Here is a 20870-nt window from a genome sequence, read left to right on the forward strand (position 1 = left end):
CTCACGTCACGGGCGGGTGGGGGGCGCCGTCACGCGGCGACGGCGGTGGTCGGCAGGACCGAGGGGCGGCAGTCGAGGACGTCGACCGGGCGGCCCATCGCGACGGCGATCCTGCGGTCGCCGCGGTACGGGTCACGGCCGTGCGAGCACAGCACGTTGTCGACCAGCATCACGTCGCCGACCTGCCAGGCCTCCCGGACGGTGGCCGCCTCGTAGGCGGCGTTCAGCGCGTCCACGTCCTCGCGGGTGAGCGGCTCGCCGTCGCCGAAGCCGGTGTTGAACGGCAGGCCGTCCGGGCCGAACTCCTCGACCATGGCCTCCCGGATCTCCGGGTCCAGCGACCACTCGTTCCAGAAGGCCAGGTGGTTGAACCAGACCTCTTCGCCGGTGTGCGGGTGGTGGATGGTGGCCGGGCGCAGCTGGCTGGTGCGCAGGTTGCCGTCCTCGGTCCACTCCCAGGAGATGCCGTTCTCCCGGCAGTAGCGCTCGACCTCGGCGTGGTCCTCGGTGGCGAAGGCGGTCCGCCAGCCGAGCGAGACGTAGTCCGAGTAGCTGCGCTGCAGCGTCCAGCCGGAGGTCCGGCCGCGCGCCGCCAGGTGCGGCGGCAGCGCGGCGAGGACCTTGCGGACGTCGGCGGTCGGGGTGGCGCCGCCCTGCTCGGGGGCGATCAGGCAGGCGAACAGCAGCCGGCCGGGGAAGGTCAGCGTGTAGCTGTTCTCGTTGTGCATCCGGATCGGCTGCGCGGGCGGCAGGTCGGTGGACGAGAAGACGCCGTTGCCGAAGTCGCTGCGCGGGGTGGCCTTCTCCCGGTACGGGGTGGGCTCGGGGATCAGCACGTCGCGCACCGCGGCGACGTCCTCGGTGGCGGCGACCGGCAGGCCGCGCAGGAAGATCGTGCCGTGCTCGTGCAGCGCGGCGGTCAGCTCGGCCTCGTGGGCCCGCAGCCAGGCGCAGCCCTCGGCGAGGTCGGCGACGGCCGGCACGTGGGCGAGGGCCGGGCGGCCGGGGTTCAGCTCCCAGGTGACCATGGCGGCGCTCACCGGGTTTCGAGGCCGGCGACCAGCGAGGCCGGGCGGATGTCGGTCCAGTTGGCCTCGATCCACTCCAGGCACTCCTGGCGGGGGGCCTCGCCGTGGACGCTGGTCCAGCCGGCCGGCACGTCGATCCAGACCGGCCAGAGCGAGTGCTGGTTCTCGTCGTTGACCAGGACGAGGTAGCCGGCGTTGTCGTCCTCGAACGGGTTGCTCACGGTGGTCTCCTCGGTGAAGTGGTGGTCGTGGTGCGGTGATTCGAAGGTAGGGGCGCGGCGGGCGCGGAAGCGGCACGAGGCCCGGCAGGAGAGCGGCAGTTCCGGGACTGCCGTCCTCCTGCGCGGGCCTCGCGCGGGGGCGGATCGGGGGTGGGTCGGGTGGCGGGTCGGGTGGCGGGTCGGGTGGGTGGCTCGGTCGGACGGACGGGCTGGGCGGACGGGTGCCGCGCGGGGTGGCGCGGGACGCGCTCAGCGGGGCGTCAGGCGGACCGGGAAGCGGTCCAGGCCGAAGTTGATGATCGAGCGGTTGAACTCCGCCGGACCGGCCGGCTCGATCGACGCCGCCTTCTCCAGCGCCGCCGTGAACAGCGCGCTCAGCTCGGTCTTCGCCAGCGGCGCGCCGATGCAGTAGTGGGCGCCCAGGCCGAGCGCCAGGTGCTTGTTGGGCGAGCGGTCCAGGCGGATCTCCTCGGGTGCCTCGAAGGCCTCCGGGTCGCGGTTGGCCGACCACACCCAGACCGCGACCCGGTCGCCGCGGCGGATCCGGCGCCCGGCCAGTTCGGTGTCCCGGGTCGCGGTGCGCAGGGTGTGCAGCCCGACCGAGGTCCAGCGCAGCAGTTCGTCGACGGCGGAGTCCATGGACACCTCGCCGCGCTGCAACCGCCGCCACAGATCGGGGCGGTTGACCAGGGTGTGCAGCCCCATCGCGGCGGTGTGGCGGACCGTCTGGACGCCGCCGACCACGATGTTGTCCAGGTTGAGCACGACGTCCTCGACCGGCATCAGGCGGCCGTTCACCTTGTAGGTGGCCATCATCGAGATCAGGTCGTCGCGCGGGTCGGTGCGCCGCAGCATCACCTGGTGCAGCAGGTAGGGGATCAACTGCTGGTGCCCGGCGCGGCGTTCCTCCGGGGTGGCGCCGAGGAAGGCCACGTCGCAGACCCGGACCACCATGTCGCGGTCCTTCTCCGGGACGTCCAGCAGGTCGCACATGACGGCCAGCGGCAGCGCGGAGACCACGTCGACGAGGTCCGCCTCGCCCTGCTCCACGGCCCGGTCGAAGAGCTCGGCGGCCCGGTCGGCGATCGAGCGGGAGGCGCCGCGCACCCCGCCCTTGGAGAAGAACGGGTTGGCGGGGGCCCGCAGTTCGCGGTGCCGGGGCGGATCGGTGAGGGCCATCATCCGGCCGGAGCCGACCGGGACGTTGCCGACGCCCGCGCCCAGCAGCGAGCCGGACTCCGAGCTGAAGACGGCCGCGTTGCGCAGCACCTCGGCCGACTCCCGGTAGGTCATCACCGACCAGATCGGGCCGTCGTCGACGGTGTCGGTGCGGTGCACGGGCGCCTCGGCGCGCAGGTCGGCGACCAGCTCCGGGATGTCCGGGCGTGCCCAGAGGCCGGGGTCGGTGAGGTCGACGGTCGTGGTGGTCACCATGGGTACGGCTCCTCGGTGGCGGTCGGGTCGGCCGGGCGACGGCCGGCCGGGAGGGGGCGGGGCGGTACGGGGCGGGGCGGTGCTCGGGAGGGTGCTGGGACGGGAGGTCAGGTGGTCAGGAGCGCGGTCAGCAGGTCGACCGGGCCGGGCAGGTCGACGGTGGCGAGCAGGTGCCCGCCGGGCAGGACCCGGTGGCCGAAGGCGCCCCGGGTGTGGGCGGCCCAGCCGGTGAGGCCGGTGGTGGCCAGCATCGGGTCCTCGGCGCCGGCCACCGCGTACAGCGCGGAGCCGATCGGCGGGCCCGGCCGGTGGCGGTAGGTGACGCTGACCGCGAGGTCGGTGCGGATGCCGCCGAGGGCCAGCTCGACCAGCTCCGGGTCGGCCCGGAGCAACTCCTCCATCCCGGTCAGGCGCAGGAGTTCGGCCGCGTCGAGGTCCTTGGTCTCGCGCTCGGTCCACTCGGCCGGGCTGGGCGCCCCGGCCACCACCACCAGCTCGGGGCGGCGGTCGGCGGGCAGCGCCCGGGCCACCTCGTAGGCGAGCAGGGCGCCGAAGCTCTGCCCGTAGAAGGCGGCCCGCCGGCCGGGGCCGAGGTGCGGGGCCAGGGCCCCGGCGACCGCCTCGACCAGGGCGGCGAAGTCGGCGGGCATCGGATCGCGGCTGCGCCCGCCCCGCGCCGGCGGGCGCAGCGCCCACACCTCGGCGGCGGGGGCGATGGCCCGGGCCAGCGGGGTGAAGGCGGTGGCGTCACCGCCGGCGTGCGGGAAGCAGAACAGCCGGACGGGGGCGGCGGGTTGGGGTGCGGGGAGGAGGAACCAGTCCCCCTCGACGCGCGGCCGGGTGGCCGGAACGGCCCGGGCGGAGGCGGCGGCCGCCGCGGGTGCCGGGCCCCGGCGGAGCGGGGCGGAGGAGGCGGCCGGACGGGGCCGGGCGGTGAGGGGCGGTCGAACCCCCGGGGCCGGGGCGGTCACCGGGTGGCCGGGCGGCGGGGGGTGAGGGCCGGGCGGGCGGCGGCCGGGGCGGTGGTGGTGGCGCGCCGGACGGCCTCGGTGAAGGCGGCCAGGTCGGCGGCGTCCAGCAGGTGGCGCAGCTGGAGCTCGACGTCGAGCTTGCGGCGCAGCAGGTGGACGACGCGCAGGGCGGCGAGCGAGTGGCCGCCGAGGCCGAGGAAATCGTCGGTGGGCAGCACCTCGGGGACGCCGAGCACGGTGCGCCACACCTCGGCGACCTGCTCCGCCACTCCCCCGCCGGTGCTCTCCGCGGCCGGCTCGGCGGCGGGCGCGGGCAGCGCGCGGTGGTCGGTCTTGCCGTTCGGGGTGAGCGGCATGGCGTCCAGCACGGTCACGGTGGCCGGCACCAGGTGCGCGGGCAGGGTGCGGCGCAGGGCGGCGAGCAGCGTGGCGGGGTCGGCCGCGGGGCCGGTGACGTAGGCGGCCAGCCGGGTGTCCCCGGGCGCGGGCTCGTGCACGGTCACGGCGGCGGCGGTGACGCCGTCCAGCTCCGCCACCGCGTGCTCCACCTCGCCGAGTTCGACGCGGAAGCCGCGCAGCTTGACCTGCCGGTCCACCCGGCCGACGTACTCCAGCAGGCCTTCGGCGGTGCGGCGGGCCTGGTCGCCGGTGCGGTACATCCGGGCGCCCGGCTCCGGGGCGAACGGGTCGGCGACGAAGCGCCCGGCGGTCAGCCCGGGTTGTCCGGCGTAGCCGTGCGCGAGGACGGGCCCGCCCAGGTACAGCTCGCCGACCGCGCCGGGCCCGGTGACCGGCACCAGCCGCTCGTCCAGCAGGTAGGCGCGCACGCCGGGCATCGGCTCGCCGAGGTGCGGGCCGGGGCCGGTGATCCGGGCGGCGATCACCTCCACGGTGCACTCGGTCGGCCCGTACAGGTTGAACGCCTCGACGCGGCCGTCGGCCAGCTCGCGCCAGGTGCGCTCGGGGACCGGCTCGCCGCCCATGAACAGGCGCGGGACGCCGGCGCCGTTCCTCGGGTCGAGCAGCGGCTCGCGCAGCAGCTGCCAGTGGGACGGGGTGAGGTCGAGGTCGGTGACGCCGTGCTCGGCGAGCAGCGCGGCCAGCCGGGCCGGGTCGGCGCGCCGGGCGTCGTCGACGACCACCAGGGTGTCGCCGCGGCAGATCCGGATCCACTGCGGGACGGAGGCGTCGAAGGAGACGCTGGCGTTCCAGGCGACCACGGCCGGCTCGCTCCGGTGGGCGCCGATCGCCTCCAGGTTGGCGGCGAGGCGGGCGACGGCGCCGAACGGCACCTCGACGCCCTTGGGGCGGCCGGTGGAGCCGGAGGTGTGGATGACGTAGGCGGGGTCCAGCGGGTGGGTGACGGTGTCCGGGGCCGCGGGCCCCTCGGCGTCCGGGCGCAGCACGGCGACGCCGGCCGGGACGGGCGGCGCCGGGTCGGCGCTGACCACGGCGGTGAGGCGGGCGTCGGCGGCCATGAAGGCGATCCGCTCGGCCGGATAGGCCGGGTCCAGCGGGACGTACGCGGCGCCGGCCCGCCAGACGGCGAGCAGCGCGACCGGCAGGTCGAGGGTGCGGGCGAGGTGGACGCCGACCCGGTCGCCGCGCCGGACGCCGGCGGCGCGCAGGGCGGCGGCGAGGGCGGCGGTGCGCCGGTTCAGGGCGGCGAAGTCGAGGCTGCCGTCGGCGGCGTGCACGGCGGGCCGGTCGGGGTGGGCGGCGACGGCGGCGCGCAGCCGGGTCAGCAGGTCGGTGGCCGTGGCGGGGGCGATGGTGGCCGGCTCCGCGAAGGTGGTCATGGCGGGGTACTCCTCGGTGAAGGGCTGGGTGGGGGCGGAACGGTGGTCCTCGGCGTCGGGGCCCGTCAGGCGCCGGCGGCCAGGCGGGCCAGGGCCGCCGCGTAGGCGTCCATGAACTCCTCCGCCGTGGCGTCGTCGACCAGCGACCGCTGGTGGTCCACGGCGAGCAGCACCCGCTGGGTGACCGGGTCCTGGATCAGCGACGCGCCGAAGGTGAAGCTGTTGGGCTCGTGCCGGTAGGTGGGCTCGGTGCCGATCCGGCCGTCCTCGATGCGGGCCGAGCTGAGCCGGCCCAGGGCGTGGAAGCGCAGGTAGCCGAACTGGCTGTCGAGGGCGGTGTCGGCCATCATCCGGGCCAGCCGGGCGAACGGCACCCGGCGGTGCGGCATCATGTCCAGCTCCTCGCGGTGCACGTGCCGCACCAGCGCCGCGAGGTCCTCCCCCGGCTCGGCGACCAGCGGGACGGTGTTCAGGAAGAGCCCGTACACCTCGGTGCCGCCGAGCCGCTCCAGCCGGCCGTTCATCGCCAGCCCGGTGGTGACCCGGCGCCGCCCGGTGATGTGCGCGAGGGCGTGCAGGTGGGCGGCGAGCGCGACGGACTTGACCGGGACGGCGAGCGCGTCGGCGACGGCGCGCAGCTGCCCGGGCGCGTCCGGCAGCACCCGCTCGACGGTGCGCGGCAGTTCGTGGACGTGCTCGCTGCCGGGCCAGAGCTGGCCGGTGGCGCCGTCGAGGCGCTGCCGCCAGTAGGCGAGCGAGTCCGGGTCGGCGGCCGCGGCCCGTTCGACGGCGACGAAGTCGCGGAAGGCGGTGCGCGGCGGCGGGGTGGGCGCGGAGACCGGGTCGGCGGCGAGCGCGGCGTGCCGTTCGAGGATCTCGGTGAGCAGGGAGGTGAAGCTCCAGCCGTCGAGGATCGCGTGGTGCTCGGAGACGGTGAGCTGGAAGGCGTCGGCGGCGAGGCGCTGCACGGTGATCCGGAACAGCGGGGGCGCGGTGAGGTCGAACGGCCGGTCGCGGTGGTGCGCGAAGACGGACCGGATCGCGGCGTCCTGCTCCTGTCCGGTGCGCCCGCGCAGGTCGGCGAACTCGACGGGGGCGGGCAGCGTGCCGTGCACCAGCTGCAGCGGCTCGCCGTAGCCGGAGAGGTCGAGGCCGGTGCGCAGCACGGCGTGCCGGGCCATCGCCTCGTTGACGGAGCGGCGCAGCGCGGTCTCGTCGAGGTCGCCGCCGATCCGGTAGGAGTTGACGTTGTGGTAGCTGTCGGTGCCGCCGGCGACCTCCATGTGGAAGACCATCGAGAGCTGCATGGAGACCATCGGGTAGGCGTCGACGATGCCGGGCGGCAGCTCGGCGCGGTCGTCCTCGGCGATCAGCGCGAACGGCCGGTCGGCGCCCGGGTCGGAGCGCACGGGCCGGGCCAGCGGCAGCAGGGCGGCGACGGTCGGCGCGTTGAAGACGTCCCGCAGGGACAGCTCCCAGCCCCGGTCGTGCAGGGCGCCGGCGAGCTGGACGGCCCGGATGGAGTCGCCGCCGAGGTGGAAGAAGTCGTCGTGGACGCCGATCCCGGGCACCCCGAGCACCTCCGTCCAGACGGCGGCGAACAGTTCCTCCTCGGGGCTGCGCGGCTCGACGTGCCGCCCGGTCCGCTCGGGTGCGGCGCGCCCGGGGGCGGGCAGCGCGGCCCGGTCCACCTTGCCGTTGACGGTCAGCGGCAGCGCGTCCAGCACGGTGACGCTCGCCGGAACCATGTAGGCGGGCAGTGAGCGGCCGAGGAAGGCCCGGAGGTCCTCGGGGGCGCGGCCGGTGACGTACGCGGCGAGCCGCTCGTCGTGGACGGTCACCACGCAGGCGTCGACGTCGGGATGGGCGGCGACGGCGTTCTCGATCTCGCCGAGCTCGATCCGGAAGCCGCGCAGCTTGACCTGGAAGTCGGCCCGGCCGACGTACTCCAGGCCGCCGTCCGGCAGCCGCCTGGCGACATCGCCGGTGCGGTACAGGCGGGCGCCGGGCGGTCCCGCGGGGTCGGCGACGAAGCGGCCGGCCGTGAGGCCGGGGCGGCCCCAGTAGCCGTGGGCGAGGCTGCCGCCGCCGATGTACAGCTCGCCGGGGACGCCGGGCGGGCAGGGGCGCAGCCAGTCGTCCAGGACCGCCGCGGTGAGGTGCGCCATGGGGTCGCCGACGAGGCTGCGCTCGAAGCCGGCGCCGCCCTCGGCGACGTCGTGGATCGTGACGTGGACGGTGGTCTCGGTGATGCCGTAGAGGTTGCAGAGCCGGGCGGGCGGCAGCGGGTCGAGGTCGTGCCAGCGCTGGACGACGCCCGGGTCCAGGGCCTCGCCGCCGAGCATGATCCAGCGCAGCGCGGGCAGCGCCCGGGGGCGCCGGCGCAGGGCCGGTTCGAGCTGGCGCAGCGCGGACGGGGTGAGGCACAGGTGGGTGACCCGCCGGTCGTCGAGGAGTCCGGCGAACTCCTCGGGCGAGCGGCTGGTCAGGTAGGGCACCACGACCAGGCGCCCGCCGTGCAGCAGCGCGCCCCACAGTTCCCAGACGGTCCAGTCGAAGGCGTAGCTGTGGAAGAGCGTCCAGGTGGTGTCGGGGCCGAAGCCGAAGTGCTCGCGGCCGGAGTCGAGCAGCCGGCTGACGTGCTCGTGGGCGACGGCGACGCCCTTGGGACGGCCGGTGGAGCCGGAGGTGAAGATCAGGTAGGCGAGGTCGCCGGGGCGGCCGGCGGCGGGCGGGCGGGTGTCGGGGTGGGCGGCGATCTCGGCGGCCCGGGCGGTCAGGTCGAGGGTCTGCCAGGGGCCGTCGGGGGCGCGGTCGGGGCGGTCGGTGAGGACGGCGGTGACGGCGGTGTCGCCGAACACCAGGGCGGCCCGGTCGGCGGGGGCGGCGAGGTCCACCGGGACGTAGGCGGCGCCGGTCTTGAGGACGGCGAGGATCGCGACCGGGACGGCGACGGTGCGTTCCAGCAGCAGGCCGACCCGGTCGCCGGGGCGCACCCCGCGGGCGCGCAGGGTGTGCGCCAAGCGGTTGGCGCGGCGGTCGAGTTCGGCGTAGTCGAGGGTCTCCCGCCCGTCGTCGACGGCCGGGCGCTCGCCGTGCGCGTCGGCGGCCCGCTCGAAGAGGTGGTGCAGGCAGTGGCCGGGGTCGAGCCGGGCGGGGCGGGGCCGCTGCCCGGCCGCGGGGGCGGCGGTGAGTCGCAGGACGGTGGCGTCCGGGTCGGCGAGGGCGGCGTCCAGCAGGGCCGCGTAGTCGGCGGCGAGGCGGCGGACGGTGGCGGGGTCGAAGAGCTCGGTGCGGTACTCGGCCTCGCCGCGCAGCGCGTCCCCGCCGGTGCCCTCGGCCGGCTCGAAGACGGACCAGGTCAGGTCGAACTTGCTGGTGCCGTTGGAGCGGACGGTGCGCCGGGCGGTGGCCCGGCCGAGGGCGAGCGGGGTGCGGTCCTCGCCGTGGGCGCCGAACACCACCTGGACCAGCGGCGGGTGCTGCGGGGTGCGGGCGGTGCCGAGGTGGTCGACCAGCTGGTCGAAGGGCAGGTCGAGGTAGCCGAAGGCGTCGAAGGCGCCGTCCTGGAGGTCGGCGACCAGCCCGCGGAAGGTCGCGCCCGGGGCGAGCCGGATGCGCAGCGGCAGCAGGTTGACGAAGTAGCCTATGAGGTCGGCGAGTTCGGGGCGGTTGCGGGTGGTGACCGGGGTGCCGACGAGCAGGTCGTCGGCGCCGGTCCAGCGGTTCAGCAGCAGCGCGAAGGCGGCGAGCTGGACGGTGAACGGGGTGGCGCCCTCCTGTTCGGCGAGGGCCCGGACGCGGGCGGCGGTACCGGGGGCCAGGGCGAAGTGCTCGGTGGCGCCGCGGTCGCCGCGTTCGGCGGGCCGGGGCCGGTCGGCGGGCAGGTCGAGCAGGGCGGGGGCGCCGTCGAGGCGGTCCTTCCAGTAGGCCAGGTGCTCCTCGTAGGAGGTGTGCCGCTCCTCCTCGGACCAGTCGGCGTACCCGGCGGCGAGGGCCGGCAGCTCCGGCGTCCGCTGCTCGGCGAACGCCCGGTAGAACTCGGCGAGTTCGTGCTCGAAGAGCTCGGCCGACCAGCCGTCCCAGACGATGTGGTGGACGACGAACAGCAGGGTGGTGCGCTCGTCGGCGAGCCGGATCGCCTCGGCGCGCAGCAGCGGGCCGGTGCCGAGGTCGAACGGCTCGGCGGCGCAGAGTTCGATCAACTCCTCGGCGCGGTCCGCCCGCTGGTCCTCCGGGAGGCTGCGCAGGTCGGTGACGGTGAGCGGGACGGCGAGGGTGTCGTGGACGTGCTGGCGGGGGCCGTCGGGGTGCAGCGCGAAGGTGGTGCGCAGCGCCTCGTGCCGGGCGGTGACGGCGCCCAGGGCGCGCGTCAGCACGCCGAGGTCCAGCGGGCCGGTGACCTCGTACGTCCAGGGGGTGGTGTAGGTGAGGGTGCGCGGGTTCAGGTGGTCGAGGAACCAGAGGCCGCGCTGGAGGCCGGAGACCGGCGCGGTGCGGGCGGGTGCGGTCGCGGGATCGGTCGCGGGATCGGTGACGGGTGCGACCAGGGGTGCGGCCACGGGGTCGGCTGACGGGCTCACGGTGTCGTTCCTTCCTGTCCGGCTGGTGTCGGGGCGGCCCGTCATCACGAGGCCAGCCTTTCGGCGATGGCGCCCACGGTCCGGCCGCGGAAGACCACGTGCGGCGGGACGCGGGTGCCGGTCTGCTGCGAGAGCTTCATGGCGACCCGCACGGCCGCCAGCGAGTTGCCGCCGATCCGGAAGAAGTTGGCCTCCGGCCCGAGGTCCTCCGGGAGGTCCAGGACGGCGCGCACGGCGTCCGCGACCAGCCGTTCGTGCGGGGTGAGCGGGTCGGCCGGCGCGGCGGCCCGGCGCTCGGCGGGGGCCGGCAGGGCCTTGCGGTCGACCTTGCCGTTGGCGTTGAGCGGCAGCGCGTCCAGCACGTCGAGGGTCGCGGGCACCATGTGCTCGGGCAGCAGCCCGGCGAGGTGGTCCAGCAGCGCCTCCGCACCGGTGCCGTCCGCGCGGTCCAGGGTGACGTAGGCGGCCAGCCGCTGGTCGCCGCCGGCGGGCCGGTGGACGGTGACGGCGGCCTCCCGGACGGCGGGGTGGCGGGTCAGCGCGTCCTCGATCTCGCCGGGCTCGACCCGGAAGCCGCGGATCTTGATCTGGTCGTCGATCCGGCCGGTGATCTCCAGCAGGCCGTCCGGGCGCCGGTGGCCGAGGTCGCCGGTGCGGTAGAGCCGCTCGCCGGGGGCGCCGAACGGGGAGGCGACGAAGCGCTCGGCGGTCAGCGCGGGCCGGCCGACGTAGCCGAGGGCCAGGCCGCCGCCGGCCGCGTAGAGCTCGCCGGTGGTGCCGTCGGGGACGGGCGCCAGCCGCTCGTCCAGCACGTGGATCGCCTTGCCGTGCAGCGGGGTGCCGATCGGGATGGTGCTGCCGGCGGCGTCCTCGGGGGTGGCGCGGTGGCAGGTGGTCAGGCCGAGGCTCTCCACCGGGCCGTAGCCGTTGGCGACGACGAGGTCCGGGTACTGGCCGAGCGCCTTGCCGACGTGCGTGACGGAGGCCCGCTCGCCGGCCGTGAAGGCCACCTTCAGGTCGTCGTAGGTCTCCGGGAACTCCTCCAGCAGGAAGTTGAACAGGCTGGCGGAGAGCTGGAGCTGGGTGACGCCGTGGCGCCGGGTCAGCTCGGCGACGGCCTGCGGGTCGGGCCGCTGGCCGGGCTGCAGCACGCAGACGCCGCCGAAGGAGAGCGCGCCGTACAGCTCCAGGGCGAAGGCGTCCCAGGAGACCGGGGAGCACTGCAGCCAGACCTCCCCGGGCCCGAAGCGGGCGTAGTCCTGGCCGAGGTAGGTGGTGGTGAGCGCGCGGTGCGGGACGGCGACGCCCTTGGGACGGCCGGTGGAGCCGGAGGTGAACATCACGCAGGCGAGGTCGTCGCCGCTGACCGGCACGCCCGGGTCGTGGCCGGGGCGGGCGGCGATCGCGGCGGCCTGCGCGTCCAGGTCGAGGTGGCGCCCGACCGGGAACGGCGGGCTCGCGTGCCGGTGGGTGACCAGCAGGGCTGCGGCGCTGTCGGCGACCGCGCCGGTCAGCCGTTCGGCCGGGAAGTCCGGGTCCAGCAGGGTGTAGGCGGCGCCGGTCTTGAGCGCGGCGAGCAGGGCGACCACCAGGTCCGGTCCGCGTTCGACCAGCACGGCGACGGTGTCGCCGCGGCCGATCCCGGCTTCGGCCAGGTGGTGGGCGAGGCGGTTCGCCCGGGTGTTCAGCTCCCCGTAGGCGAGGCGCTGCTCCCCGGAGACGACGGCGAGCGCGTCCGGGGCACCGGCGGCGCGGGCCTCGAACAGGGCGTGCACGGGCGCCTCGACGGCGGTGGCGAGGGTGCCCAGCCAGGCCTCGCACAGCTCGGCCATGGTGGCGGCGTCGAAGAGGTCGGAGTCGTACTCGAAGCGGCCGGTGAAGTCGGTGCCCCGGTCGTCGACGGAGATCGACAGGTCGAAGCGGGAGACCGGGTTGGAGTACAGCTCGCGGGTCACCTCGGTACCGCCGACGGTCAGCGGCCGGGTGTCCAGCGGGTGCAGCTCCAGCAGCACCTGGCAGAGCGGGTTGCGGTTCTCGGCCCGGTCGTCCGGGCGGTCCTCCAGCACGCTCGCCGCGATGTCGTCGAACGGCGCCTCCTGGTGGCGGTAGCCGGCGATCGCCACCTCGCGGACGTGCCGGACCAGCTCGCGGAAGTCCGCCGGCTCACCGATCCGCACGCGCAGCGGCAGGAGGTTGACGAAGTAGCCGACCAGGGCGTCGAGTTCGGCCCTGCCGCGGACGCTCACCGGGGAGCCGAGCACCAGGTCGCGCTGCCCGGTGCGGCGGTGCAGGGTGAGTGCCAGGCCGGCCAGCAGCACCATGAACGGGGTGGCGTCCTCGCTGCGGGCCAGCGCGCGGACCGCCTCGGCGACCGGGCGGGGCATCGCGAAGCGGTGGAAGTCGCCGCGGAAACGCTGGACCTCGGGCCGCGGGTGGTCGGTGGGCAGCGCGGGCTCGGTCGGCGCGTCGGCCAGGTGCTCGCGCCAGTGGGCGAGTTGGCGCTCGGCGTGGGCCGGGTCCTGGTACTGCCAGGCGCTGTAGTCGGCGTACTGGACGGCGGGCCCGGGCAGGTCGGCCGGGCGTCCTTCGGCCAGCGCCGCGTACAGCTCGGCGAGTTCGCTCTCCAGCACGGGCAGCGAGCCCTCGTCCCAGACGATGTGGTGGCAGAGCAGCAACAGGGTGGCGGTCCCGCCGGTGCGGTAGAGGTGGGCGCGCAGCAGCGGGCCTTCCTCCAGGTCGAAGGGGACCAGCGCGGCCTCGGCGACCAGCGCGTCCACGCGCCCGGCCTCGGTGTCCGTCACGGCGAACGGCACCTCCACGGCGGGGTGGATCAGCTGGCGGGGGCCGTCCTCGGTGAACGCGAAGGTGGTGCGCAGCGCCTCGTGCCGGGCCACCACGCCCTCCAGCGCCCGCCGCAGCAGCTCCGCGTCGACCGGGCCGGCGAAGCGGAACACCCACGGCACGATGTAGGTCGGCGCGCCCGGGTTCCACTGGTCGAGGAACCAGAGCCCGCGCTGGTACGGGGAGAGCGGCGCCGAACCGGCCCCGGCCCGGGTCAGCGGCGGCCGTTCCCCCTGCGCGGAGGCGGTGACGGCGGCGGCGAACTCGGCGAGCGTCGGGGCGTCGAAGATGAGGTACGGGGAGATCATCCCGAAGACGTCGAAGACCCGGCCGACCACCCGCACGGCGGTGAGCGAATCGCCGCCCAGGTGGAAGAAGTTGTCGTCGGCGCCGACCTCGGGCACGCCCAGCACGTCCGCCCAGACGGCGGCGATCAGCTGCTCGGCGGGGGTGCGCGGCGGGCGGCGGCCGGCCGGGGCGGCGGCGGGCACGGCCTGCGGCTCGGGCAGCGCGCCGCGGTCGACCTTGCCGCCGGTGGTCAGCGGGAAGGCGTCCAGCACGGTGACGGTGGCCGGGACCATGTGCTCGGGCAGCCGCTCGGCCAGGTGGGCGCGCAGCTCCCCGGGGTCGGGGGCCTCGCCGGTGACGTACGCGGCGAGCCGGCCCTCGTGGGCGGTGACCACGGCGCCGGCGATGCCGGGGCGGGCGGCGAGCAGCTGCTCGATCTCGCCGGGCTCGACCCGGAAGCCGCGGATCTTCACCTGGTGGTCGGCGCGGCCGACGAACTCCAGCGGGGCGTCCGGGCCCTCGCGGCGCACGACGTCGCCGGTGCGGTACATCCGGGCGCCCGGCTCGGGCGCGAACGGGTCCGCCACGAACCGGCCGGCCGTCAGGCCGGGGCGGCCGTGGTATCCGGAGGCGAGCAGCGGCCCGCCCAGGTACAGCTCGCCGGCCTCGCCGGGCGCGGTGACCGGCCGCAGCCGGTCGTCCAGCACGTAGGCGCGGCGCTCGCCGAGCGGGGTGCCGATCGGGACGGCGTCCGCCCCGGTGGCACCGGCCAGCTCGTGCACGGTGGCGGTGATCACGGTCTCGGTGGGCCCGTAGGCGTTGAGCAGCGGGACTCCGGTGGCGGCCCACCAGGAGGCGGCGGCCCCGGGGTGCAGCCGGTCGCTGCCGGAGATCATCAGCCGCAGGGCGCGCGGCGCGCGGTCGCGCTGGCGCAGGGCCGGCACCACTTCCTGGAAGTAGCCGGCGGGCAGGTTGGCGACGGTGACGCCCTCGGCGTCCAGCAGGTCCAGCAGGGCGTCCGGGCCCAGCAGTTGCCGCTCGGGGACGACCAGGCAGGCGCCGGCGGACAGCGCGGTGAGGGTCTGCTCGACGGCGACGTCCACGGTGGGGCGGGCGAGGTGCAGCACGACGTCCTCGGCGGTGAGGCCGAAGCGGCCGACGGCGGCCGCCAGGTGGCCGGTCAGCGCGGCGAGCGGGACGTGCACGCCCTTGGGGCGGCCGGTGGTGCCGGAGGTGTAGATGAGGTAGCCGGGGGCGGCGGCCGCGCCCTCGGACGGCGCGAGCCCGGTGAGCTCGCCGTCGGTGAGGGCGAGGGTGGCGCCGGCGTCCTCGCGGATCCAGCGGTTGCGCTCCTCGGGGGCCTCCCGGTCCAGCGGCAGGCAGACGGCCCCGGCGCGCAGGGCGGCGAGCAGACCGACCAGGTGGTCCAGCCGGTCGCGGCCGGTGACGGCCACCGTCCGGCCGGGGGCGATCCGGGCGGCGAGGGCGCCGCTCAGCTCGTCCAGCTCCCGGTAGCTGACGGTCCGGGCGCCGAGCCGTACGGCCGGCCGGTCCGGGAACCGGCGCGCGACGGATATGAAGGGGAAACCGCGAGATTCCATCATCCAACCCCGATGAATTGACGACGCTGCGGGCAGTGGTTCGACGATAGGGCGGCTTTCCGGGGCCGATCGGCAGAACTCCCGGAAGACGATCGGCAGTTTCAACTGCCGCTTAGTGAAAGGGACTTGAGGAAACGCGAGCGGCCCGCCGGGGCGCACGGGGGCGCCTCGGCGGGCTCGGGGAAATCCGCTCTTCGATGATCGAGGGGGTGCTGCTCAGAATTCCGACGGGAAATCCGGGGACCACACGTCGGCCCGGTCCAGATCGGCCGGCGCGTACTTTCCGAGCGCGCTGATCAGCAGCCGCAGTTCGAGTGCGAGGCAGTCGGCGAAGCGGATCAGTCCCGCCTGCGGGTCCTCGGCCGCGGCCAGCAGGGCCGCCCGGCCCAGGCCCACCGCGCGCGCCCCCAGCGCCAGGCTCTTGACCGCCCGGCCGCCCTCCCACATCCGGCCCGACACCAGCAGGCAGGGCGGCGGCCCGGCGGCCGCCAGCCGGCGCAGGCACTCCGCCAGCGGCAGCCCGACCTGCGCCGGGAAGGCGCCCGGCGCCCAGCCGGTGCCGCCCTCCGCGCCGTCCACCGTGACGGCGTCCGCGCCCGCCTCGGCGGCCACCCGGGCGGCCTCGGCGACGTCCCGGCCGGGGTGCAGCTTCACCCAGACCCGGGCCCGGGGGAAGTTGTTGCGCATCAGCCGGACCTGCTGGCGCAGGATCTCCGCCGTGAAGGTGCCCGGCGTGCTCGCGCGCAGCACCCGGCCGTCCTCGCCGAAGACCGGGTCGATGCCGTAGCGGTCGCCGAGCCGGGCGGCGGCCTCGGCGTCCAGCACGGTCATCCCGCCCAGGCCCGGCTTGGCGCCCTGCCCGACCTTCAACTCGAAGGCGAGCCGCCCGGATTCGAGCAGCGGCAGGGCCGCCGGGTCGCTGTAGACGAGGTTCCACACCTCGGCGTCGGCGTCCTCGGTGGACTGCTGGACGGCCACCCCGCCCAGCCCGTCCGGCAGGTCCTCGGCGTAGGCGCGCAGCCGGCCGAGCAGGGCGCGGTCGGCGGCCTCGCCGAGCCGGCCGTAGCCGTTCACCGGGACGACGTTCTCGCCGATCACCATCGGCAGGCCGAGCGCGCCCGCCTGCCGGCTCAGCGCCAGTCCGAGATCCCCGCCGGCCGCCCGGGTGGAGCCGGTCGCCGACACGTACACCGGCAGGGACGAGCCGAACCCGCCGATGGCAGTGGTGAGTTCGACGTCCCGGTAGTCCGGCTCGCGGCCCAGGTCGATCAGTTTGGCGAGCCGCTGCGGCACGAACACCGGCGGCACGATCCGCAGCGCGTCCAGGGCGTCCGCGCCGGGCCCGCCGGCCGGGCGCCCGGCGCCGAACAGCACCTGCCCGTACGTGCCGGGCGGCGGAAAGGCCGCCGCCGTCCCGGCCCGGGCCCGCTGCCGGACCTCCTCCTCCGGAAAGCCGGGTGCCGAGAGGTCGCTCATGCTCCCACCTCGCTTCGCTCGGCAGCCGCTTCGCGATAGACGCCGCCCCTGGTGGTTCGCTCGCTCACGGCGACACCACCCCCGCCACCTTCGGGAAGGCGCTGGCCTGCCAGACCGCGTCCAGCCCGGCCACGTAGCGGGTCAGCCGCTCGACGCCGATGCCGAAGCCGGCGCTGCCGGGCACGCCCTCGCGGACCAGGTCCAGGTACCAGCGGTACTTCTGCGGGTTCTCCCCCGTCTCGCGCATCCGGGTGACGATCTCGGCGTAGTCGTTGGTGCGCTGGCTGCCGCTGCACAGCTCGCCGTAGCCCTCGGCCGCGATGAGGTCGAAGTTGCTCAGCAGGCCCGGGTCCTCGGGGTTCTCGCGGTCGTAGAAGCCGCGCGAGCCCTTGGGGTAGTCCGTGACGAAGAACGGCCGGTCCCGCTGCGCGGAGAGCAGCGCCTCACCGTCCCAGTCGAGTTCGGCGTCCGGGCTCTGCGGGTGGCCCAGCCCCCGCAGCTCGGCGACCGCCTCGGCGTGCCGCATCCGGCCGAAGGAGCCCTTCAGCAGCTCGGCGAACGCGTCCGTGTCACGGCCGAGTTCGGCGAACTCCTTGGGCAGCTCGCGCACCGCGCGGGCGACCATGTGCACCACCAGCTCCTCCACCAGCCGCACCACGTCGTCCCGGCTCGCGCCCGCCACCTCGACGTCGAGCTGGTGGAACTCGGCCAGGTGGCGGCTGGTCCCGGCGGTCTCCAGCGGCTCCAGCCGGACGTTCGGCGCGATGCAGAAGATCTTGTCGAAGGCCAGCAGCGAGGCCTGCTTGTAGAGGATCGCGCTGGTCATCAGCTTGTAACGGTGGCCGTAGAAGTCGACGTCGACCTGCTTGGAGCCGCGCGAACCGGGGTCGGTGACCGGGCCGATGATCGGCGGGAGCAGCTCGGTGAAGCCCCGGCCGCGCAGGAACTCGCGGGCGGCGGAGAGCAGCTGGTGCTGGATCCGCAGCGCGGCGCGGGTGGTCGGGGAGGTCAGGTGGCGGCCGGGGTCGGGGAGCGTCGCGGCGGTCGCGGGGATGGGCCCGTCGGTGGTCATGGCGTGGTGAGTCCCAACTCTCGTGGTGCGGCGGGTGTTCGGTCGAGGTCCGGGGTGTCGGCGGCGCGGCTGTCGTAGCTCCACTGGACGTGGGAGAGCGCGCCGAGGAGTTCGGCGGAGCCGAGGATCGGCGGGCGCGGGCCGCCGGCCAGGCCGGCGATCGGCATCGCGCCGACGTCCGACCAGTGCAGCCGCCCGTCCGGCCCGAGCGAGCTGCGGGCCCGGCCGGCGTTGTCGGGGTGCAGGCAGTAGGGCACGTCCAGGTAGCCGGCCGCGAAGGCACGCACCAGGGCGCGGCCGATGTCGGCGTCCAGCTCCAGCACGGCGCCGATCAGCGCCCGCGCCTCCGCCTCGATGCCGGTGTCCGGCACGGCGAGCGGCGGGCGCCGGTGCTCCGCGCCGGCGGCCGCGGCGGCCGTCTCCAGCGCCCGGACGTTCTCGGCGACGGTCGGGATCCGGTGCGCCTCGGCCGTCGTCTTGACGATCAGCCGGGCCGCGCCGGTGCGCACCGCCAGCCGGGCGGCGTCCTCCAGCAGCAGCCGGGCGCCGCCGGGCGTGCGCGGGAAGACGCCCATGTAGGCGTAGAGCACCAGGTGCCGGTCGACGTCGGGCAGCAGCTCGCCGGCGAGGCGCCCGAGCACGGTGAGCGCCTCCTCGTCCTGGCGCGGGTCGGGCTGCTGGGCGTAGCTGAGCGAGACGCTGCGCAGTCCGTGCTGCCGGAAGAACAGCGCCTCCAGCACGCTGACCGCGATCAGCAGGCTCGGCGGGCAGAGCTGGCCCATCAGGCAGCCGCCGAACGTCTCCAGGTGCGGCTCGGCGCCGAACTCCCGGATGGAGGCGAGCAGTTCGCAGCTGCGCCGCCAGCTCTCCACTGCCTCGCGCAGCGGTGTGCGGCTGTACGGCAGGCAGTAGGAGACCGGGCCGCCCTCGGTGGCGTCCAGGCCGACCGCGAGCAGCGCGCGGACGATGTGCTCGGGCTGCGCCGACCCGTGCCGGACCTGCACCGGGAAGCCCTCGCCGGCGACCCCGCGCAGCACCGCCCGGGTGACGTCCACCGGGTGGCCGGCGATCGGGTAGCCGTTGAGGCCCACGCCGTCGGCCAGCGCCCGGCGGGCGGCGGCGAGGTCGCCGGTGCGGGTGTAGCTGTCCAGGGTGATGGTGCCGACCGTGACGGCGTCCGCGCCCCGGGTGGCGAGCAGGCCGTCGCGCATCCGCAGCGGGTCGGCCATGCCCATCCGGGGCTGGACCACCAGGGCGCCGGCGGCCCGGGCGCGGGCGACGAAGGCGCCGAAGCCGGTTCTGGCGGGGGCGGCGAGTCCTGTCATCGCGCCCCTCCGACGGCGGTCCGCACGAACAGCGGGGCGCCCAGCGGCGGGGCGGACAGGGGCGGCACGGACAGGGGCGGCGCTGCCGCCGAGGGCAGCGACCGGACGAAGGAGCGGAAGTCGGCGACCGAGCGCCCCTCCTCGAAGACCCCGTCGAACCCGGCGGCGAGCAGCGACCGCTGCCGGTCCGGGTCGCCCGGCCCGGCGATGCCGAGCTTGCCGCCGATCACCGCCGGCGTGCGGGCCAGTTCGGGACAGCCGCGCAGCGCGCCGATCACCCGCAGACCGTCGCGGTGGCCGTGCCCGTTGACGCTGCTCAGCACGATGAGGTCCGGCTCGATCCGGCGGCACTCGGCGACCAGCGACTCGTCCGGCACGCAGGCGCCCAGGTTGGTGACCCGGTGGCCGAGCTCTTCCAGCAGCAGTTGCAGGAAGACCAGGTTCCAGGTGTGCGAGTCCGAGGCCATGGTCGACACGACGACGTCCAGCCCGGCCGGTTCGGCCTCTGTGCGCTGCTGCTCCAACTGGTCCACGGCGCAAACCTCTGCTGTCGGTGAGTGGTCGGTGGGTGACGGACAGAACGCTAGGGAGGTACCGGCGGACGGACCGGCAGCTCGTCCGGCAAGTGACGGGCAGTATCGGTGCGGGGAGGTGCGGGGAGGCGCGGGAGGTGCGGGGAGGCGCCGGCCTCAGCTCGCCGCCGCCAGCACCGGGTACACGCCGGCGGCGCCGAAGAGGCGGCGGCAGAGGTTGAGCACGGTGAACCGCACACCGTCGCGGGCCGGGACGCTGCGGATCAGCCCGCTCGCCAGCAGCTCGTGCACGGCGGCCAGCGACTCCTGCGGCGGTCGCCCGCTCAGCTCGACGGCGTCCTCGCCCGACCAGTCCCCCGGTTCGGCGGCCAGCCGGGCCAGCAGGTCGCGCTGGCCCAGCGTCAGCCGGTCGAGCGCCGCGTCCAGCGCCTCGCCGACCCCGCCGCGCCCGCCGAACCCCGCCGGCGGCGGCGCCAGTTGGAACGGGCCCTCGGCCAGCCGGGCCACCAGCTGGCGCGGCGAGAGCACGGTCGACCAGCCGGCGGCCAGCTCCAGCGCGCCCGGCAGTCCGTCGAGCTGGCGGCAGAGCGCGGCGACCGCCGGCGCCTCCTCGGGCTCCAGCCGGTAGCCGGGGCGCAGCCGGCGCAGGTGCGAGAGCAGCAGCCGGACGGCGCCGACCTCGGCGAGCGCCACCGGGTCGTGGTCGAGTTCCGGCCCGGGGGTGGGCAGCGGGGCGAGCGGGATCACCTGGCCGCCGGGCAGCGGCTGGGCGACCCGGGCGGTGATCAGCACCCGCAGGCCGGGGCAGCGCTGGAACAGCTCGTCCAGCAGGGCGGGCTCCACGCCGGTGTCGGCGCCGTCCAGGACCAGCAGGGTGGGGCGGCTGCCGATCGCGCGGACCAGTTCGGCGCGGCGCTCGGGGCCCATGCCGGGCCGGCTCGCCCAGTCCGTCCAGCGCACCGACCAGCGGGCCGTCAGGTGCAGCCGGCGGGCCGCCTCCAGGACCAGCCGGGTCTTGCCGACCCCGCCGAGGCCGGTCACCGTGACCAGCCGGTCGCCGTGCTCGGCGAGGGCCTCGGTCAGCAGGTCGACCTCCGGCTCCCGGCCGACGATCGCGCCGCGGGCCACCGGCGGGGCGGCCGGTTCGTCGCGCGGTTCCTCGACGGGCACCTGGCGGCGCGCGGCCGCCTCGAACACCGTGCGGCTGCGGCCCTCCAGCCGCAGCGCGTCGGCCAGCAGCCGGACCGTCTCCTGCCGGGGGCGCTGCACCCGTCCGCTCTCCATGTCGCGGATCGCCCGGACGCTCAGGGTCGCGTGATCGGCGAGCACCTGCTGGGTCAGGCCGATGCGCTCGCGCCGGATCCTGAGCAGCTCTCCGAAGCCCGCCGTCGACTGCAGGGTGTGAACGCCGTCCATGCTCCGTCCGCCTTCCGTGGGTTGGCCAACTACGGGGACCAGGGGCTCGGGCCACCGCGTGGCACGCCGAGGACGGCGCCGAGCGGTGGTGACCGTCGACCCGGGCTTCCCCTGCCGCAGATGGTCCACGGCCCTGCTCTACGGCCGATCAACGGCCGATCACCGCAGGTTCACGACTCCTCCGCATCGTCCACGAACCCTCCCGGGGAACGGACGGAGGTTCCGGGAGCAGCGGCGGGGCGGAGGTGGGGCGGACGCGGACCGGCCCGGGCGTACCGTGTC

Annotated in this window: 12 protein-coding genes; all 12 read right to left on the reverse strand. The window is 76.0% G+C overall.

What is annotated here, in order from left to right; genetic code table 11:
• Positions 1–29: 29 nt before the first annotated feature.
• On the reverse strand, positions 30–1028 hold the full coding sequence (locus tag ABT093_RS15075; RefSeq protein ID WP_350564433.1) for a TauD/TfdA family dioxygenase: 999 nt from the start codon (positions 1026–1028) through the stop codon (positions 30–32).
• A gap of 8 nt (positions 1029–1036) precedes the next feature.
• Positions 1037–1249, reverse strand: coding sequence for an MbtH family protein (locus tag ABT093_RS15080; RefSeq protein ID WP_350564271.1), 213 nt, complete (start codon positions 1247–1249; stop codon positions 1037–1039).
• 249 nt (positions 1250–1498) lie between these two features.
• Positions 1499–2683: a cytochrome P450 gene (locus ABT093_RS15085; RefSeq protein WP_350564273.1), complete on the reverse strand. Its 1185-nt coding sequence runs from the start codon at positions 2681–2683 to the stop codon at positions 1499–1501.
• Positions 2684–2790: 107 nt separating this feature from the next.
• Entirely contained in the window at positions 2791–3654 is an 864-nt protein-coding gene (locus tag ABT093_RS15090; RefSeq protein ID WP_350564274.1) for a thioesterase II family protein, read from the reverse strand.
• The gene (locus tag ABT093_RS15095) at positions 3651–5453 is read right to left on the reverse strand and encodes a non-ribosomal peptide synthetase (RefSeq protein WP_350564276.1); all 1803 of its coding nucleotides are present in this window, start codon (positions 5451–5453) and stop codon (positions 3651–3653) included. Before ABT093_RS15095 ends, ABT093_RS15090 begins: the two co-directional genes overlap by 4 nt.
• A 65-nt stretch (positions 5454–5518) precedes the next feature.
• Positions 5519–10036, reverse strand: coding sequence for a non-ribosomal peptide synthetase (locus ABT093_RS15100; RefSeq protein ID WP_350564278.1), 4518 nt, complete (start codon positions 10034–10036; stop codon positions 5519–5521).
• Positions 10037–10080: 44 nt separating this feature from the next.
• Complete coding sequence (locus tag ABT093_RS15105; RefSeq protein ID WP_502884229.1) at positions 10081–14766, reverse strand: amino acid adenylation domain-containing protein; 4686 nt, start codon at positions 14764–14766, stop codon at positions 10081–10083.
• Between the two features lie 216 nt (positions 14767–14982).
• Entirely contained in the window at positions 14983–16242 is a 1260-nt protein-coding gene (locus ABT093_RS15110; protein WP_350564282.1) for a glutamate synthase-related protein, read from the reverse strand.
• A 64-nt stretch (positions 16243–16306) separates the two neighbouring features.
• Positions 16307–17314 carry an asparagine synthetase A gene (locus ABT093_RS15115; protein ID WP_350564284.1) on the reverse strand — a complete coding sequence of 336 codons (1008 nt, stop codon included), beginning with the start codon at positions 17312–17314 and terminating at the stop codon, positions 16307–16309.
• A complete protein-coding gene (locus ABT093_RS15120) occupies positions 17311–18639 on the reverse strand; it encodes a methylaspartate mutase (protein ID WP_350564285.1) in 1329 nt (442 codons plus the stop codon). The genes ABT093_RS15115 and ABT093_RS15120 overlap by 4 nt, the downstream gene beginning before the upstream one ends.
• Positions 18636–19106, reverse strand: coding sequence for a cobalamin B12-binding domain-containing protein (locus ABT093_RS15125; RefSeq protein ID WP_502884230.1), 471 nt, complete (start codon positions 19104–19106; stop codon positions 18636–18638). Before ABT093_RS15125 ends, ABT093_RS15120 begins: the two co-directional genes overlap by 4 nt.
• A gap of 222 nt (positions 19107–19328) precedes the next feature.
• Positions 19329–20588, reverse strand: coding sequence for a helix-turn-helix domain-containing protein (locus ABT093_RS15130; RefSeq protein ID WP_350564288.1), 1260 nt, complete (start codon positions 20586–20588; stop codon positions 19329–19331).
• Between the last annotated feature and the right edge of the window lie 282 nt (positions 20589–20870).

Origin of the sequence: Kitasatospora sp. NPDC002551 (assembly GCF_040296005.1) — a bacterium.
In the GTDB taxonomy this organism is placed as follows: Bacteria; Actinomycetota; Actinomycetes; order Streptomycetales; family Streptomycetaceae; genus Kitasatospora.

Excerpts from the sequence above, each read along its gene's own strand:
- ABT093_RS15075 (WP_350564433.1), bottom strand. The coding sequence starts at position 1,028 with ATGGTCACCTGGGAGCTGAACCCCGGCCGCCCGGCCCTCGCCCACGTG.
- ABT093_RS15085 (WP_350564273.1), bottom strand. The coding sequence starts at position 2,683 with ATGGTGACCACCACGACCGTCGACCTCACCGACCCCGGCCTCTGGGCA.
- ABT093_RS15095 (WP_350564276.1), bottom strand. The coding sequence starts at position 5,453 with ATGACCACCTTCGCGGAGCCGGCCACCATCGCCCCCGCCACGGCCACC.
- ABT093_RS15105 (WP_502884229.1), bottom strand. The coding sequence starts at position 14,766 with ATGGAATCTCGCGGTTTCCCCTTCATATCCGTCGCGCGCCGGTTCCCG.
- ABT093_RS15110 (WP_350564282.1), bottom strand. The coding sequence starts at position 16,242 with ATGAGCGACCTCTCGGCACCCGGCTTTCCGGAGGAGGAGGTCCGGCAG.
- ABT093_RS15115 (WP_350564284.1), bottom strand. The coding sequence starts at position 17,314 with ATGACCACCGACGGGCCCATCCCCGCGACCGCCGCGACGCTCCCCGAC.
- ABT093_RS15120 (WP_350564285.1), bottom strand. The coding sequence starts at position 18,639 with ATGACAGGACTCGCCGCCCCCGCCAGAACCGGCTTCGGCGCCTTCGTC.
- ABT093_RS15125 (WP_502884230.1), bottom strand. The coding sequence starts at position 19,106 with ATGGCCTCGGACTCGCACACCTGGAACCTGGTCTTCCTGCAACTGCTG.
- ABT093_RS15130 (WP_350564288.1), bottom strand. The coding sequence starts at position 20,588 with ATGGACGGCGTTCACACCCTGCAGTCGACGGCGGGCTTCGGAGAGCTG.